Raw genomic sequence first — 15,532 nt, 5'->3', positions numbered from 1 at the left:
CCAATTGATAATCCCATGAAACCCCCGGGACAACATCCGGCAAAACCCTGTAGGAGCACTGATGAGACTTGAAGGAAAGAAGGCACTGATTACCGCAGCCGGCCAGGGCATTGGGCGCGCCAGCGCGCTGGCGCTGGCGGCTGAAGGCGCACAGGTCTGGGCCACCGACCTGAACCCCAAGCTGCTGGAAAGCTACCAAGGCGTGGCCAACATCACCGCGCTGCCGCTGGACGTGCTCGACAAGGCTGCCATCCACAAGCTGGTGGGCGGCCTGCCGGCGATGGACGTGCTGTTCAACTGCGCGGGCTTTGTGCACGGCGGCACGGCGCTGCAGGCCACCGACGAAGAGCTGGAGTTCGCCTTCCAGCTCAATGTGCGCGCGCAGTTCTGGATGATCCAGGCCGTGCTGCCGAAAATGCAGGCCCAAAAACGCGGCAGCATCATCAACATGGCCAGCGTCTGCGGCAGCATCAAGGGCCTGCCCAACCGTTTTATCTACGGCACGACCAAGGCCGCGGTGATAGGCCTTACCAAAAGCGTGGCGGCCGATTTTGTGGCCGACGGCGTGCGCTGCAACGCGATCTGCCCCGGCACCGTCGACACCCCCTCGCTGCAGGACCGCATCAACGCCAATGCCGACCCGGTGGAGGCGCGCAAGGCCTTTATCGCGCGCCAGCCGCTGGGCCGCCTGGCCCAGGCGCATGAAATCGCGCCGCTGGTGACCTTCCTGGCCAGCGACGAATCCGCCTTTGTGACCGGCCAGGCCTACAACATCGACGGCGGCATCACCATATGAACCAGCTCGACCTGAAAGGTCGGCACGCGGTGATCACGGGCGGCGCGGTCGGCCTGGGTTTTGCGATCGCAGAGCGCATGCTGGCCTCGGGCGCAAGCGTCACCTTGTGGGATATCAAGCCCGAGGCGCTGGAAAAAGCGAAGTCCGGCCTGGGCGCCGGTGTGCACACCGTGGCGGTTGACGTCGGCAGCCATGCGAGCGTGGTGGAGGCGGTCAAACAGACGGTTGCCCACAACCCGGTGATAGACGCGCTGGTCAACTCGGCCGGCATCACCGGCCCCAACGTCAAGCTCTGGGACTACCCGCCCGAGCAGTGGATGCAGGTGCAGCAGGTCAACCTCAACGGCCTGTTCTTCTGCTGCCGCGAAGTCGTGCCGCACATGCGCGCGCGCAACTACGGGCGCATCGTCAACATCGCCTCGGTCGCCGGCAAGGAGGGCAACCCCAACGCCAGCGCCTACAGCGCCAGCAAGGCGGCGGTGATCGCGCTGACAAAATCGCTGGGCAAGGAGCTCGCCGATACCGGCGTGCGCGTCAACTGCGTGACGCCGGCCGCGGTGAAAACCCCGATTTTTGAGCAGATGACGCCCGAGTTCATCCAGTTCATGCTCTCGAAAATCCCCATGGGCCGCTTCGGCACGCCCGACGAGGTGGCTGCCATGGTCGGCTGGCTGTGCACCGAGGATTGTTCTTTTTCGACAGGCGCGGTGTTCGACCTTTCGGGCGGCCGCTCCACTTACTGACTTCACCGATTCACTCAAAAAGGAAAACCATGAAACTCGTTCGTTATGGCAACCCCGGCAAGGAAAAACCCGGCCTCATCGATGCCAACGGCAAGCTGCGCGACCTCAGCAGCGTCATCAAGGACATAGGCCCCGACCAGCTCGGCGACGCCGCGCTGGCCAAACTGGCCAAACTCAAGACCGACAAGCTGCCGCTGGTCAAGGGCTCGCCGCGCTACGGCAGCCCCATCACCGGCACGCGCAAATTCATCGCCATAGGCCTGAACTACGCCGACCATGCCGCGGAGTCCGGCTTGCCGATTCCGGCCGAGCCCGTTGTCTTCATGAAGGCCACCAGCTGCATCCAGGGCCCCAACGACCCCATCATGCTGCCCAAGAACTCGGTCAAGACCGACTGGGAAGTCGAGCTCGGCGTGATCATCGGCAAGCAGGCGCGTTACGTCTCGCAAAAAGAGGCGCTCAACCACGTGGCCGGCTATTGCACCATCAACGACGTCAGCGAACGCGAATTCCAGATCGAGCGCGGCGGCACCTGGGACAAGGGCAAGGGCTGCGACACCTTCGGCCCCCTGGGCCCTTGGCTGGTCACGCGCGACGAAGTGCCCAATCCGCAAAAACTGTCGATGTGGCTGGAAGTCAACGGCAAGCGCGTGCAGAACGGCAGCACCAAAACCATGATCTTCAGCGTCGCCAAGATCATCAGCTACGTGAGCCAGTTCATGACCCTGGAGCCCGGCGACGTGATCACCACCGGCACCCCGCCCGGCGTGGGCCTGGGCATGAAGCCGCCGGTCTTCCTGAAAAAGGGCGACACGATGTCGCTGGGCATTGAAGGCCTGGGCGAGCAACACCAGACCGTGATCCCATTCAAACTCACGAAATAAGTAGTCCCCTGACCCCAGCGGCTCTTCCGGGCCGGCCTGGGGAAAGGTACTTCAAGTCAAGGGTTTACCCGCGCCGTGGTTAGTACGGGGCCCCTATAAGCAGGGCCCCAACAACCCCGGCTTGCCCATGGTCATCAAAGTGTTGCAAAATAGAACGACCGTTCGTTTTATTTTGTAGCACCTCATGCCCGTCACAGAACTTCCCGCCAAAGCCTCCCGCGCCCCCGTCGCGGGTAGCGCCGTGGCCAAAAGCCAGCAAAAAGGCCAGCAGACCAAGGCGGCCATTGTGGATGCGGCCCTGGGCCTGGCCACGCAGATCGGGCTGGAGGGCCTGAGCATAGGCGCGCTGGCCGAGGTCATGCGCATGAGCAAGTCCGGCGTGTTCGCCCATTTCGGCTCGCGCGAGGAATTGCAGATCTCGGTGATCCGCGAATACCACGTGCGTTTCGAGGAAGAGGTCTTCTTCCCGGCCCTGCAGCAGCCGCGCGGCCTGCCGCGCCTGGCGGCGCTGTTCCACAACTGGATGAAACGCACCTCGCTCGAAATTGACTCGGGCTGCCTGTACATCAGCGGCGCCGTCGAATTCGACGACAGGCCGGGCCCCGTGCGCGATGCGCTCGCCGGCTCGGTGCGCACCTGGCTGGCGGCCATGTACCGCGCCGTGGTGCAGGCCAAGGAGGCCGGCCATTTGCGGCCCGATGCCGACGAGCACCAGATGGCTTTTGAAATCCACGGCCTGATCCTGGCGCTGCATTACGAGGCCCGCTTCCTGAAGACGCCGGGCTCCATGGACCGCGCCCACACGGGTTTCGCCAACATCCTCTTGCGCTACGGCAGCGATGCCGCCGCGCCTTCTCCTTCTACTTCCGCCGCCCCGAAGAAATCTTCGGGCAAGGCATCCCCTTCCAAACCAATTTAACGCTAAAGGACCTCCACAATGCCCCAGTACAGCCCGCCCCTGCGCGACATGCAATTCGTCATGCACGAAGTGCTCAAGGTCACCGATGAATTCAAGGCCATCCCCAAGCATGCGGAGGTCGATGCGGACACCATTAACGCGGTGCTTGAAGAAGCCGGCAAGTTCGCCGCCGAAGTGACCTTCCCGCTGAACATCAGCGGCGACGAAGAGGGCTGCAAGCTCGACAAAACCACGCACGAAGTCACGCCACCCAAGGGCTTCAAGGAGGCCTATGCCAAGTATGTTGAAGGCGGCTGGGCCGCGCTGAGCTGCGACCCGGAATACGGCGGCCAGGGCCTGCCTTTTGTGGTGAACCAGTGCTTGTACGAAATGCTCAACTCGGCCAACCAGGCCTGGACCATGTACCCGGGCCTGTCGCATGGCGCCTACGAGGCCCTGCATGCCCACGGCACCGACGAGCAGAAAAAACTCTACCTGCCAAAGCTGACCAGCGGCGAATGGACCGGCACCATGTGCCTGACCGAGCCGCACTGTGGCACCGACTTGGGCCTGCTGCGCACCAAGGCCGAGCCGCAGCCCGACGGCACCTACCGCCTGACCGGTAACAAGATCTTCATCAGCGCCGGTGAACACGACATGGCCGCCAACATCGTGCACCTGGTGCTGGCCCGCCTGCCGGACGCGCCTCAGGGCAGCAAGGGCATCAGCCTGTTCGCCGTACCCAAGTTCAACGTCGGCAAGGACGGGGCCATCGGCTCGCGCAACGGCATCTACTGCGGCGGCCTGGAGCACAAGATGGGCATACACGGCAACGCCACCGCGCAGATGGTGCTGGACGGCGCCGTCGGCACCATGGTGGGCGCGCCCAACAAGGGCCTAGCCGCGATGTTTGTCATGATGAACGCCGCCCGCCTGGGCGTGGGCAACCAGTCGCTGGGCCTGACCGAAGTGGCTTACCAGAATGCGCTGGCCTACGCCAAGGACCGCATCCAGATGCGCTCGCTGTCCGGCGTCAAGGCCAAGGACAAGCCCGCCGACCCCATCATCGTGCACCCCGATGTGCGCAAGATGCTGCTGACGGCCAAGGCCTATGCCGAAGGCGGCCGTGCCCTGGCGATTTACTGCACGCTGCTGCTCGACAAGGAACTAAACCACCCCGACGAGAAGGTGCGCAAGGACTCCGGCGAAATCGTTGCCCTGCTTACGCCCATCGTCAAAGCCTTCCTGACCGACAACGGCCATATCTCCACCAACGCCTGCATGCAGGTCTTCGGCGGCCACGGCTTCATCAAGGAATGGGGCATGGAGCAGTTTGTGCGCGACAACCGCATCAACATGATTTACGAAGGCACCAACACCATCCAGTCGCTGGACCTGCTGGGTCGCAAGATCCTGGGCAACAACGGCGCCACGCTGAAGAAGTTCGGCAAGCTGATCGCCGCGCTCATTGCCGAAGAAGGTGTCAACGAGAAGATGGCCGAGTTCATCAACCCGCTGGCCTACCTGGCCGACCAGATGACCAAGTTCACCACCGAACTGGGCTTCAAGGGTTTCCAGAACCCCGACGAAGTGGGGGCAGCCGCGGTCGACTACCTGCGCGTGGCCGGCCACCTGGTGTTCGGTTACTTCTGGGCGCTGATGGCGCAGACCGCGCTGCGCGAAATCGCCGCCGGCAACACCGACAAGTTTTATGTGGCCAAGCTGCAGACCGCGCGTTTTTACTTCGCCAAGCTGTTCCCCGAGACCGCGACGCTGATGCGCACGGCGCGCGCCGGCAGCAAGTCCCTGATGGAAACCGACGAAGCGCTGGCCTGAGCCTCTTGAACAGATCGACGGGAGAGTCCATGAAAAGAAAATTGTTGATGATCGTTCTGGGTCTGATGGCCATCCCGGCCTTGGCCCAGAACACGCCAGTGGGTTTGTGGCGCGGCTTCGACGAAAAGACCGGCGATCCCAAATTCGAAGTCCGCATCACTGAAGCCGGCGGTGTGCTCAATGGCAAAGTCGAAAAGCGCATGTCCCCCGGTGTCAAGCCCGACGACATTTGCACCGAATGCACCGATGACCGCAAGGACAAGCCACGCCTGGGCCTGGAAATCATTCGCGGCGCCAGGAAGTCGTCCGACGGCGATGTCTGGGAAGGCGGCAAGATCCTGGACCCGGACAGCGGCAAAAGCTACTCCCTCAAGATGACCCCGATTGAAGGCGGCAAGAAGATGGAAGTCCGCGGATCCATCGGGCCCTTCGGCCGCACCCAGACCTGGACACGCCTGCAATGAACTCCACGGAACTGAAGGGCTGCCATGGGTGAAGCAATTTCCCGCTTGCGGTCCATGACTTTTGGCGACGCTGCAAGCACCCCGCCGGCCGCGCGCCGCTGGTATGGGCATTACCTGCTCAAGAAGCCGTTTTTCGGCCGTTTCATGAAACCCTGGCGCTGGCCCGCCGACGTGCCGCAGGAAGGCTGGGAGCGGGTGCGCATCACCAGCCGCAGCACCAGCCGGCTCGAGGCCATCGTGGCGCGCACGACGCTGCCTCCGCGCGGCGTCGTGGTCTGCGCCCATCCCATGGGTTTTGCCTGCAAGGGATTCTGGCTGCGCCACGGCCATGCCCAGGCGCTGCTCGATGCCGGCTTTCACGTGGTGGCTTTCGACTTCAACGGCTTCGGTGAAAGCCCGTCGACCAATTTCGACTTTCCCGGCGACGCGTTATCGGTGGGTCGCTGGACGCGCGGCGCTTTTGCCAGCCTGCCGGTGCATGCGTTGACGGCATCCTTCGGCGCGATCAACACGCTGAGCGCGATTGCCGAGGCGGATTTCCCTTACGACAAAGTGGTGGCTGAAGGCTGTCCGCCCACGCTGCCCGATTTCTGGAAAGCTTACCCCTTTGCCCATGCGGTGCTCAACATCAGCCGGCGCATCAGTCCGCAAGGCGAGCTGCACCTGCGGCCCGTGCACCACCTGGCCAATATGCGCGACGTGGACGTGTTGCTGATCCACAGCCGGGCCGACCGCTGGACCCCGGTGCATTTCGGCGATGCCCTGCAACAGGCCGCCTCCAGGCCCGAGCGCATCCAGCGCGTGATCCTCGACAAGGCTGAGCACACCCACGGCATGCGCGACGAGCCGCAGCGCTACTGGAACGCGGTGCTCGAATTTTTCAACCAGTCATCCCCAACAAGGTCTTAACCATGTCACGATTCCAAGTCAAAAAAGTCGCCGTGCTCGGCGCCGGCGTCATGGGCGCGCAGATCGCCGCCCACCTGGTCAACGTCAAGGTGCCGGTGGTGCTGTTCGACCTGCCCGCCAAGGAAGGTCCCAAGAACGGCATCGTCATCAAGGCGGTCGAAGGCCTCAAGAAGCTCAAGCCGGCCCCGCTGGGCGTGCCGGAAGACGCGGCGCTGATCCAGCAGGCCAACTACGAAGAGAACATGGAGCTGCTGCACGAATGCGACCTCATCATCGAGGCGATTGCCGAGCGCATGGACTGGAAGACGGACCTGTACCACAAGATCGCGCCTTTCATTGCCGATGGCGCCATCGTCGCCAGCAACACCTCGGGCCTGTCGATCACCAAGCTCAGCGAGGCGCTGCCCGAATCCATCAAGCCGCGTTTTTGCGGCATCCACTTCTTCAACCCGCCGCGCTACATGACGCTGGTGGAACTGATCAATACACCGACCACCGAACCCAAGGTGCTGGACGACCTGGAAGCCTTTGTCATCAGCGCGCTGGGCAAGGGCGTGATACGCGCCCACGACACGCCCAACTTCATCGCCAACCGCGTGGGCATCGCCAGCATGCTGGCCACCATCAAGGAAGCCGAAGCCTTCAAGCTCACCTACGACGTGGTCGACGACCTGACCGGCAAGAAGCTGGGCCGTGCGAGCTCGGGCACCTTCCGCACCGCCGACGTGGTGGGCCTGGACACCATGGCCCACGTCATCAAGACGCTGCAGGACAACCTGGGCCCCGGCAAGGTGGAAGACCCGTTCTCCGATATCTACGGCACGCCGCCGGTGCTGGCCAAGCTGCTGGAATCCAAAAGCCTGGGCCAGAAGACCGGCGCCGGCTTTTACAAAAAACAGGGTCGCGACATCCTGCGCCTGGACCCGGAGAGCATGGAATACGTGCCGGCCGGCGCCAAGGCCAATGAAGTTGTCGGCCGCATGCTCAAAAAGCCCGCGGGCGAGCGCCTGAAGCTCTTGCGCGAAGCCGAGGGCGCCGAAGCGCGCTTCCTCTGGGCCATTCTGCGCGACCAGTTCCACTATGCCGCCGTGCACCTGGAAAGCATTGCCGAAACCGCGCGCGACATCGACTTCGCGATGCGCTGGGGCTTTGGCTCCAAGCAGGGGCCCTTCGAGCTCTGGCAACAGGCCGGCTGGAAACAGGTCGCCACCTGGATACAGGAAGACATTGACGCCGGCAAGGCGCTGTCCAAGGCGCCGCTGCCCGAGTGGGTGTTCAAGGGCCCGGTGGCCGAGGCCGGCGGTGTGCACACGGCCGAAGGCTCGTGGAGCCCCTCGGCCAAAAAATTCATCCCGCGCCGCAAGCTGCCGGTGTACGAGCGCCAGTTTTTCCCCGAAGACGTGCTGGGCTCGAATGCGCCCGCGTTCGAGACGGCCGGCACCACCTTGCATGAGGACGACGCGATACGCCTCTGGACGCTGGGCGGTGCGAACGATGATGTGCTGATCGCCAGCATCAAGACCAAGATGCACGCCATCAGCCCCGACGTGGCCGAGGGCCTGGCCATGGGCGTGGACCTGGCCGAGAAAAGCTACAAGGGCATGGTCATCTGGTCCAACGACGAGATGTTCTCGGCCGGCGCCGACCTGCAGGCCATGCTGCCGGCCTTCATGATGGGCGGGGCCAAGGCCATCGAAGGGGCCGAGGCCGAACTGCAGAACGTGATGCTCAAGCTGCGCTACGCGGCTGTGCCCGTGGTGTCGGCGATTCGCGGCATCGCGCTGGGCGGCGGCTGCGAAATGGCGGTGCACTCGGCCAAACGTGTGGCCGCGATGGAAAGCTACGTCGGCCTGGTGGAAGTCGGCGTGGGCCTGGTGCCCGGCGCGGGCGGCCTGGCCTACATCGCGCGCCGCGCCGCGGAAAACGCCAGCACTTCGACCAACAAAGACATCCTGCCCTTCCTGACCGAGGGTTTCACGGCCGCGGCCATGGCCAAGGTCGGCACCAGCGCGATTGAAAGCCGCAAGATCGGCTACCTGCTCGACAGCGACGTGATCGTGCCGAACAAGGATGAATTGCTGTTTGTCGCGCTCAACGAGGCGCGCGCGCTGTTCAACTCGGGCTACCGCGCGCCGCTCAAACGCCAGTTCCCGGTGGTGGGCCGCAACGGCCTGGCCACCATCAAGGGCCAGCTGGTCAATATGCGCGACGGCGGTTTTATCAGCGCCCACGACTTCCACATCGCCAGCCTGATCGCGGGTGTGGTCTGCGGCGGCGACGTCGATGCCGGCACCCTGGTAACGGAAGAGTATTTGATGACCTTGGAGCGCAAGGCTTTCTGCTCTTTGCTCGAACACCCGAAAACGCAAGAGCGGATCATGGGAATGATGAGCACCGGAAAACCGGTCCGTAACTGATGAACGATCAATCACCCAACCGCCTGGCGCGGCAACTGCAGCGGCTCGATGAAGTGCCGGCTTTTGCCCGCCCCTGGTTTCGCAGCGTGGTGCTGCGCCGCGCCGTGCCCTTCACCGGCACCGCCGGCCTGGACTTCCTCGAAATGGGCACGGGCCGGGTCGAGATCGGCATCAAAAACGAGAAGAAGGTGCAAAACCACATAGGCGGCGTGCACGCCTCGGCCATGAACCTGCTGGCGGAAACCGCCACCGGCATGGTGGTGGGCATGAATGTGCGCGACGACTGCATCCCGCTGGCCAAGGAACTCAAGATGGCGTTCAAAAAGCGCGCCACCGGTGCCCTGCGCGCCGTGGCCACGCTGAGCGACGAACAGCGCGCGGCCATGCAGGCCAGCGACAAGGGTGAAGTCAAGGTGCCGGTCGTGGTGACCGATGAGGCCGGTGTGAACCCGGTGGAATGCGAATTTGTCTGGGCCTGGATTCCCTCCGGCCCGCGGAAAAGTTAACCGAGAAATTGAAGGAAACCATCATGGCCAAACAAGTCCAGGAAGCCTACATCGTCGCCGCCACGCGCACGCCCATAGGGCGCTCGCACAGGGGCTATTTCCGCAACGCGCGGCCCGACGACCTGCTGGTCAAGGCGCTGCAGGCCGCGCTCGCGCAAGTGCCCTCGCTGGACCCGAAAGCGATTGAAGACATTATTTGCGGCTGCGCGATTCCCGAAGGCCCGCAGGGCTTGAACGTGGCGCGCATAGGCGCGGTGCTGGCCGGCCTGCCGACCAGTGTGGGCGGCATCACCGTCAACCGTTTCTGCGCCTCGGGCCTGTCGGCCATCCAGATGGCGGCCGACCGCATCCGCGTGGGCGAAGCCGACGTGATGATTGCCGCCGGCACCGAAAGCATGAGCATGGTGCCCATGTCGGGCAACTCGCCTTCGCTGTCGCCCAATATGTTCATGAACGACGAAAACGTCGGCATTGCCTACGGCATGGGCCTGACGGCCGAGAAGGTGGCCCAGCAGTGGAAGGTCTCGCGCGAGGCGCAGGACCAGTTCGCGCTCGAATCGCACCTCAAGGCCATCAAGGCCCAGCAGGCCGGCGAGTTCAGCAATGAGATCACGCCCGTCGAAGTGACCGACCGCACGGCCAACCTGGAAACCGGTGAGGTGGTCGCCAAGACCCGCACCGTGAGCCTGGACGAAGGCCCGCGCCCCGACACCTCGCTCGAAGGCCTGGCCAAACTCAAGACAGTGTTTGCCGCGCGCGGCTCGGTGACTGCCGGCAACAGCTCGCAGACTTCCGACGGCGCAGGTGCGCTGGTGCTGGCCAGCGAAAAAGCGGTCAAGCAGTTCGGCCTCAAGCCGCTCGCGCGCTTTGTGAGCTACGCCGCCAAGGGCGTGCCGCCTGAAATCATGGGCATAGGCCCCATCGAGGCGATTCCCGCCGCCCTGCGTTATGCCGGCCTCACGCAGGACGACATGGACTGGATAGAGTTGAACGAAGCCTTTGCCGCACAGTCGCTGGCCGTGATCAACACGCTCAAGCTGGACCCGGCCAAGGTCAACCGCATGGGCGGCGCGATTGCGCTGGGGCATCCGCTGGGTGCGACGGGCGCGATCCGGGCTGCGACCGTGATTCATGCGTTGCATCGCCACCAGCTCAAATACGGCATGGTCACGATGTGTGTGGGCATGGGCCAAGGAGCGGCAGGTATTTTCGAGCGGGTGTGAGGCCACTGCGCTCTTGAGGCCGTAGTGGTTGGGACCGTTGTTGTGTGAACGGTGATTGCTGATCTTTTTGGAGGTTTTATGCAAATCCAGACTCTGGCCGCAGGCAGCTCGCAACTCTCTCTGCGGGTCTATGACGCAACGCTCGCCGCCCACACCAGCGTGGTCATAGGCGGGGCCATGGGCGTGCGGCAGCATTACTACGCGCCGTTTGCGCAGTGGCTGTCCAGCCAGGGTTTTCGCGTCACGACTTTTGACTACCGCGGCTCGGGCGACTCGCTGCCGGCCACGGCCAGTGGCAGCCTGCGCGGCTTCAAGGCCGACCTGCTGGACTGGGCCGGCGACTACGAGGCCGTGGTCGATGCCGCCAAGGCGGCCTTGCCCGATGCGCCGCTTTACCTCTTGGGCCACAGCCTGGGCGCGCAACTGCCGGGCTTCCTCAAGAACCAGCACAAGATTGACGGCATGGTCAGCATCGCGGCGGGCAGCGGCTACTGGCGCGACAACGCCCCCCAGCTCAGGCGCATGATTCTGTACTTCTGGTACGTGCTGGTGCCGCTGGCGACGCGGCTTTTCGGTTATTTCCCGGGGCGCTCGCTGCGCAAGGTCGGCGACCTGCCGGCCGGCGTGATGATGCAGTGGCGCAAGTGGTGCTTGAACCCGCAGTACAGCGTGGGCGCCGAGGGCGAAAGCGCACGCCTGAGTTACGGCAAAGTCAGCTTCCCGGTCACGGCGCTGTCCATCGCCGACGATGAACTGATGACCTGGCGCGGCACGCAAAACCTGATCAACCTCTATGCCAATGCGCCGCGCACCTTTGAGCGCATCGCGCCGGCGGACCTGAAGGTCAAGCGCATAGGCCATTTCGGCTTCTTTCGCGAGCAGTTCAACAACACCCTGTGGCCGCGCGCCCAGCAAATCATCGAAGGCATGGCCGGCGTCGCCAGGACGACGGCCTGAGTCGCGAAGTTCGTGCAAACTTGCCGGTATGACAAGCATGCATTCTTTTGACCAGGCGCTGCGGCTAACAGCCGCCGGCGCCGACAGGCCGGACACCTGGCTGGGCCACAGCAGCCCCGATTACTGGAACATGGTGGGGCCCTTCGGCGGCACCACGGCGGCCACGGCCTTGCGCGCCATCCTGCTGCACCCGGCCTTGCTGGGCGAGCCGGTGGCGCTGACGGTGAACTACGCGGCGGCCATGGCCGAAGGGCCCTTCAGCGTGACGGCCAGGCCGGCGCGCACCAACCGCTCCACCCAGCACTGGACGGTGGAGTTGTCGCAGGATGGCGATGCCGCCGGCGCCGTGATGACGGCCACGGCCGTCACGGCGGTACGCCGCGAAACCTGGAGCCTTAACGACACGCCCATGCCCGCGGTGACGCTGGCCGATGCGACGGGCCGCTTGCGTTTTGCCACATCGGCCTGGACCAATCGCTACGACATGCGGCCGGTGCGCGGCGTGATCCCGCAGGTCTGGGACGGCAGCGGCGTGGACAGCCTCACGCAGTTGTGGGTACGCGACGACCCGCCGCGCCCGCTGGACTTTCCGGCGCTGGCTGCCATGTCCGACGTGTTCTACCCGCGCGTCTGGCTGCGCCGCGCCACGCGTGTGCCGGCCGGCACGGTCTCCATCACCACCTACTTCCATGCGGACAGCCGGCAGCTTGCCGAATGCGGCGACGGCTTTTTGCTGGGCCAGGCCAAGGCCCAGGTCTTTCGCAACGGCTTTTTCGACCAGACGGCGCAGCTGTGGAGCGAAGCCGGCGTGCTGCTGGCCACCAGCACGCAGGTTGTCTACTACAAAGAATAACTGCGACTTCTCAGGCCCCTACACTTGGCGTCTCAACGGAAAACACCATGACCACTTCCACCCCTATCCCCGAAATCCTGAGCCATGTCGACGCCGGCGTGATGACCATCACGCTGAACCGCCTGGACAAGAAAAACTCCATCACCTCCGCCATGTACGGCGCTATGGCCGATGCGCTGGAGGCTGCCAACCACGACGCGGCGGTGCGCGCGGTGGTGATCCAGGGCCATGAGACGATTTTTTCGGCCGGCAACGACATTGCCGACTTTTTGAACAAGCCGCCCGCAACGCAGGACTCGCCGGTGTTCCGCTTCCTGCGCGGCATCAGCAGCTTTCCCAAGCCGCTGGTGGCCTCGGTCTGCGGCCCGGCCGTCGGCATAGGCACCACGCTGCTGCTGCACTGCGACCTGGTGTATGCGGGCGACAACGCCGCCTTCTCCATGCCTTTTGTGAACCTGGGCCTGTGCCCCGAGGCGGCGTCCAGCCTGCTGGTGCCCCAGCTCATGGGTTACCCGCGCGCGGCCGAGGCGCTGCTGCTGGGCGAGCCCTTTATGGCCGAGACCGCGCTCGAAATCGGCCTGATCAACCGCATCGTGCCCCCCACCGAAGCCAATGCACTGGCGCAGCGGCAGGCGCAAAAACTGGTCGCCAAGCCGCTGAGCGCGCTGATGGAAACCAAGCGCCTCATGAAAAAAGGCAACGCCACCCTGGTGGCCGAGCGCATGGCCGAAGAGGGCGCGAGTTTCGGCTGCATGCTGGGTGAGCCGGCTGCGCGCGAAGCGTTTTCGGCTTTCCTGGACAAGCGCAAACCGGACTTCAGCGCCGTCTGAAGTCTGCGTTTCTCATTCCTTCCCCCAGCGGGGGAAGGATTCACACCAAGCTGCGCCGCCTGGCCGCCGGCTTGCGAGCCTTGGGCTGCGGATCGGATTGCCGGATGGATTCCGCGGTCAGGCGCAGGCAGGCCATCAACTGCTCGCTGCTGGGCGTCAAGCGCCGGCCCCGCACGGTGATGAGCCCTATGGGCGGCAGCTCAATCGGAACCTCGATAGCCAGGACGTCGAACAAACCTTCCCGCTGGAAGTGCAGAGCGACCGAGCGCGCCAGGAATCCGGCCGCGTCACGCTGCTGCACAAAGGTGCTCAGTGCCAGGAAGGACGATGTCTCGATGATGTCGCTGGGCGGGTTCAGGCCGTGGCGGAAAAAAGTCTGTTCGAGCTTCACGCGCAGCGATGCCCAGGGCGGGGGCAGCACGCAGGGCATGCCGGCCAGGTCGTTCCAGCCCGGTTTTTTCTGGCGCATGAGCGCATGGCCGTGTTTGACCACGGCCACCATGGGCTCGTCGAACAGCGCCTCCGTCACCAGGTCGGGGGCGGCGTAGCCTGGCTCCAGGCGGCCGACGAACAGGTCCAGCTCGCCCATGCGCAGCCGGGGCAACAGCCGCGTCAGGTCACCTTCCTCGACCAGCACGGTCGCCAGGGTTGAACGCTGCTTGAGCAGCTTGACGGCGCCCGCCAGCAGTACGGGCATGGCCACCACCATGGCGCCCACACGCGTGCGTCCGGCCGCGCCGCTGGCCACCGCGGAAATCTCGTCGCGCGTGCGCTCGTATTCGGCCAGCACCGAGCGGGCAAACCGGATCAGCGCCTGGCCGCTGGAGGTCGGTTCTGTCCCTCGGGTGGAGCGGTCGAACAGGGTGAGCTCGAGCATGCTCTCGACCTCGGAGAGCATTTTCGAGACGGCGGGCTGGCTGACCGACAGGAACTCGGCGGTCCGGCCCAGGTGGCGGAACTGGTCCAGCGCCACCAGCAGCTGCAGATGGCGCAGCTTGATGTTGGAACGCAGGGCGCGGTCTATCTGGGTCATGAATCATGTTAACCGAAAGGCTATGAAGCGATTCTGAAATTCGATTGGATTGTTATGAGGAAGCCGACAAGAATCGGGGAACAAGAAATGCGCAAAGCAGCCGCCACCGCCGTCGCACATACCGCGCGCAGCATCCACCCAGAGGCAGACAAACCCATGACAATTTCTCCCCAGGATTCCCTTTTTCCCTTCAGCGCCAGGCGCCGCAGCCTGCTGGTCGGTGGCGCCGCGCTCGGCGCTGCGGCGCTGGCCAAACCCCTGGGCGCCGCGGCCCAGGGCTATCCCGAGCGGCCCCTCACCTTCATCTGCCCCTGGCCCGCGGGCGGCACCGCCGACCAGTCCATGCGCGCCCTGTGCCAGGTCGCTTCGCGCGTGCTGGGCCAGGCCATCGCGGTGGAAAACAAGGCGGGCGCTTCCGGCATGATCGGCACCCGGGCCATGGCCTCCGCCAAGCCCGACGGCTACACCATCGGCCAGGTTCCGATTTCCGTCACGCGCTTTTCGCAGCTGGGCACCTTGCAGCTGGACCCGCTCAAGGATTTGACCTACCTGGCCCGCACCTCGGGCCAGACTTTCGGCATGGCCGTCCCCGCGGAATCGCGCTTCAAGTCCTTGCAGGAGCTCGTCGCCTTTGCCAAGGCCAACCCCGGCAAGCTGACTTATGCCCACGCGGGCGTCGGCGGCGCCACGCACGTGGGCATGGAAGAGTTCGCGCTGGCCGCGGGCATCCAGTTCAACCATGTCCCCTACAAGGGCGGTGCCGAGGCCCTGCAGGCCGTGCTCGGCGGGCATGTGGACCTGCTGGCCGATTCCAGTTCCTGGGCGCCGCACGTTGAGGCGGGCAAGCTCAGGCTGCTGGCCACCTGGGGCGAACGCCGCGCTTCGCGCTTCAAGGACGCGCCCACGCTCAAGGAACTGGGCTACAACGTCGTGGTCGACGCGCCCAACGGCATAGGCGCGCCCAAGGGCCTGGACCCGGCCGTCGCGATGAAGCTGCGCGAGGCCTTCCGTGTGGCCGTGGCCAGCCCCGAGTTCAAGCAGGTGGCCGACAGGATAGATGCGCCCGTGCTTTACCTGGACGGCCCCGACTACGAAAAATACGTGGCCGCCATGTACCAGAAAGAAACCACCCTGATCGACAAACTCAAGCTCAAGGAATTGATGAAGAGCTAGGAGCTCCGCG

15 protein-coding genes are annotated in these 15,532 nt (G+C 64.5%); 14 read left to right on the top strand and 1 reads right to left on the bottom strand.

Annotated features, from left to right (window positions below; all coding sequences use genetic code 11):
• The first annotated feature begins 61 nt into the window (after positions 1-61).
• The 13 genes from AC1DUN_RS02250 to AC1DUN_RS02190 all read left to right on the top strand — a co-directional run bounded on the left by AC1DUN_RS02250 (position 62) and on the right by AC1DUN_RS02190 (position 13,316).
• Positions 62-796, top strand: a complete 735-nt coding sequence (locus AC1DUN_RS02250) for an SDR family oxidoreductase (RefSeq protein WP_477712521.1) — start codon at positions 62-64, stop codon at positions 794-796.
• A complete protein-coding gene (locus AC1DUN_RS02245; protein WP_477712520.1) occupies positions 793-1,539 on the top strand; it encodes an SDR family NAD(P)-dependent oxidoreductase in 747 nt (248 codons plus the stop codon). Before AC1DUN_RS02250 ends, AC1DUN_RS02245 begins: the two co-directional genes overlap by 4 nt.
• A 29-nt stretch (positions 1,540-1,568) precedes the next feature.
• Positions 1,569-2,423 carry a fumarylacetoacetate hydrolase family protein gene (locus AC1DUN_RS02240; RefSeq protein WP_477663237.1) on the top strand — a complete coding sequence of 285 codons (855 nt, stop codon included), beginning with the start codon at positions 1,569-1,571 and terminating at the stop codon, positions 2,421-2,423.
• Positions 2,424-2,607: 184 nt separating this feature from the next.
• Positions 2,608-3,342 carry a TetR/AcrR family transcriptional regulator gene (locus tag AC1DUN_RS02235; RefSeq protein WP_477712519.1) on the top strand — a complete coding sequence of 245 codons (735 nt, stop codon included), beginning with the start codon at positions 2,608-2,610 and terminating at the stop codon, positions 3,340-3,342.
• 18 nt (positions 3,343-3,360) lie between these two features.
• A complete protein-coding gene (locus AC1DUN_RS02230) occupies positions 3,361-5,157 on the top strand; it encodes an acyl-CoA dehydrogenase C-terminal domain-containing protein (protein ID WP_477712518.1) in 1,797 nt (598 codons plus the stop codon).
• A 29-nt stretch (positions 5,158-5,186) separates the two neighbouring features.
• Positions 5,187-5,621, top strand: a complete 435-nt coding sequence (locus AC1DUN_RS02225; protein WP_477712517.1) for a DUF2147 domain-containing protein — start codon at positions 5,187-5,189, stop codon at positions 5,619-5,621.
• A 54-nt stretch (positions 5,622-5,675) separates the two neighbouring features.
• The gene (locus AC1DUN_RS02220) at positions 5,676-6,530 is read left to right on the top strand and encodes an alpha/beta hydrolase (RefSeq protein WP_477712516.1); all 855 of its coding nucleotides are present in this window, start codon (positions 5,676-5,678) and stop codon (positions 6,528-6,530) included.
• A 2-nt stretch (positions 6,531-6,532) separates the two neighbouring features.
• The gene (locus tag AC1DUN_RS02215) at positions 6,533-8,947 is read left to right on the top strand and encodes a 3-hydroxyacyl-CoA dehydrogenase/enoyl-CoA hydratase family protein (protein ID WP_477712515.1); all 2,415 of its coding nucleotides are present in this window, start codon (positions 6,533-6,535) and stop codon (positions 8,945-8,947) included.
• Positions 8,947-9,453 carry a DUF4442 domain-containing protein gene (locus AC1DUN_RS02210; RefSeq protein WP_477712514.1) on the top strand — a complete coding sequence of 169 codons (507 nt, stop codon included), beginning with the start codon at positions 8,947-8,949 and terminating at the stop codon, positions 9,451-9,453. The genes AC1DUN_RS02215 and AC1DUN_RS02210 overlap by 1 nt, the downstream gene beginning before the upstream one ends.
• A gap of 23 nt (positions 9,454-9,476) precedes the next feature.
• Positions 9,477-10,676: an acetyl-CoA C-acyltransferase gene (locus AC1DUN_RS02205; protein ID WP_477712513.1), complete on the top strand. Its 1,200-nt coding sequence runs from the start codon at positions 9,477-9,479 to the stop codon at positions 10,674-10,676.
• 78 nt (positions 10,677-10,754) lie between these two features.
• The gene (locus tag AC1DUN_RS02200; RefSeq protein ID WP_477712512.1) at positions 10,755-11,633 is read left to right on the top strand and encodes an alpha/beta hydrolase family protein; all 879 of its coding nucleotides are present in this window, start codon (positions 10,755-10,757) and stop codon (positions 11,631-11,633) included.
• A 28-nt stretch (positions 11,634-11,661) separates the two neighbouring features.
• On the top strand, positions 11,662-12,486 hold the full coding sequence (locus AC1DUN_RS02195) for an acyl-CoA thioesterase (protein WP_477712511.1): 825 nt from the start codon (positions 11,662-11,664) through the stop codon (positions 12,484-12,486).
• Between the two features lie 47 nt (positions 12,487-12,533).
• Positions 12,534-13,316 carry an enoyl-CoA hydratase gene (locus AC1DUN_RS02190; RefSeq protein WP_477712510.1) on the top strand — a complete coding sequence of 261 codons (783 nt, stop codon included), beginning with the start codon at positions 12,534-12,536 and terminating at the stop codon, positions 13,314-13,316.
• A gap of 40 nt (positions 13,317-13,356) precedes the next feature.
• Here AC1DUN_RS02190 and AC1DUN_RS02185 read toward each other — a convergent pair whose 3' ends face one another.
• Complete coding sequence (locus AC1DUN_RS02185; protein ID WP_477712509.1) at positions 13,357-14,349, bottom strand: LysR substrate-binding domain-containing protein; 993 nt, start codon at positions 14,347-14,349, stop codon at positions 13,357-13,359.
• 156 nt (positions 14,350-14,505) lie between these two features.
• Between AC1DUN_RS02185 and AC1DUN_RS02180 the strand changes: the two genes are divergently transcribed.
• Complete coding sequence (locus AC1DUN_RS02180) at positions 14,506-15,522, top strand: tripartite tricarboxylate transporter substrate binding protein (protein ID WP_477712508.1); 1,017 nt, start codon at positions 14,506-14,508, stop codon at positions 15,520-15,522.
• Positions 15,523-15,532: the final 10 nt, after the last annotated feature.

It is taken from the genome of Polaromonas sp. P4_F6, assembly GCF_056401275.1.
Note: the sequence above shows the minus strand (reverse complement) of the source record. Positions and strands in the feature narration are given on the sequence as shown.

What these genes read in the sequence shown, in the direction of transcription:
- AC1DUN_RS02250 (WP_477712521.1), top strand. Translation starts at nt 62, where the DNA reads ATGAGACTTGAAGGAAAGAAGGCACTGATTACCGCAGCCGGCCAGGGC.
- AC1DUN_RS02180 (WP_477712508.1), top strand. Translation starts at nt 14,506, where the DNA reads ATGACAATTTCTCCCCAGGATTCCCTTTTTCCCTTCAGCGCCAGGCGC.
- AC1DUN_RS02230 (WP_477712518.1), top strand. Translation starts at nt 3,361, where the DNA reads ATGCCCCAGTACAGCCCGCCCCTGCGCGACATGCAATTCGTCATGCAC.
- AC1DUN_RS02225 (WP_477712517.1), top strand. Translation starts at nt 5,187, where the DNA reads ATGAAAAGAAAATTGTTGATGATCGTTCTGGGTCTGATGGCCATCCCG.
- AC1DUN_RS02240 (WP_477663237.1), top strand. Translation starts at nt 1,569, where the DNA reads ATGAAACTCGTTCGTTATGGCAACCCCGGCAAGGAAAAACCCGGCCTC.
- AC1DUN_RS02205 (WP_477712513.1), top strand. Translation starts at nt 9,477, where the DNA reads ATGGCCAAACAAGTCCAGGAAGCCTACATCGTCGCCGCCACGCGCACG.
- AC1DUN_RS02195 (WP_477712511.1), top strand. Translation starts at nt 11,662, where the DNA reads ATGACAAGCATGCATTCTTTTGACCAGGCGCTGCGGCTAACAGCCGCC.
- AC1DUN_RS02185 (WP_477712509.1), bottom strand. Translation starts at nt 14,349, where the DNA reads ATGACCCAGATAGACCGCGCCCTGCGTTCCAACATCAAGCTGCGCCAT.
- AC1DUN_RS02245 (WP_477712520.1), top strand. Translation starts at nt 793, where the DNA reads ATGAACCAGCTCGACCTGAAAGGTCGGCACGCGGTGATCACGGGCGGC.
- AC1DUN_RS02190 (WP_477712510.1), top strand. Translation starts at nt 12,534, where the DNA reads ATGACCACTTCCACCCCTATCCCCGAAATCCTGAGCCATGTCGACGCC.
- AC1DUN_RS02215 (WP_477712515.1), top strand. Translation starts at nt 6,533, where the DNA reads ATGTCACGATTCCAAGTCAAAAAAGTCGCCGTGCTCGGCGCCGGCGTC.
- AC1DUN_RS02200 (WP_477712512.1), top strand. Translation starts at nt 10,755, where the DNA reads ATGCAAATCCAGACTCTGGCCGCAGGCAGCTCGCAACTCTCTCTGCGG.
- AC1DUN_RS02210 (WP_477712514.1), top strand. Translation starts at nt 8,947, where the DNA reads ATGAACGATCAATCACCCAACCGCCTGGCGCGGCAACTGCAGCGGCTC.
- AC1DUN_RS02220 (WP_477712516.1), top strand. Translation starts at nt 5,676, where the DNA reads ATGACTTTTGGCGACGCTGCAAGCACCCCGCCGGCCGCGCGCCGCTGG.
- AC1DUN_RS02235 (WP_477712519.1), top strand. Translation starts at nt 2,608, where the DNA reads ATGCCCGTCACAGAACTTCCCGCCAAAGCCTCCCGCGCCCCCGTCGCG.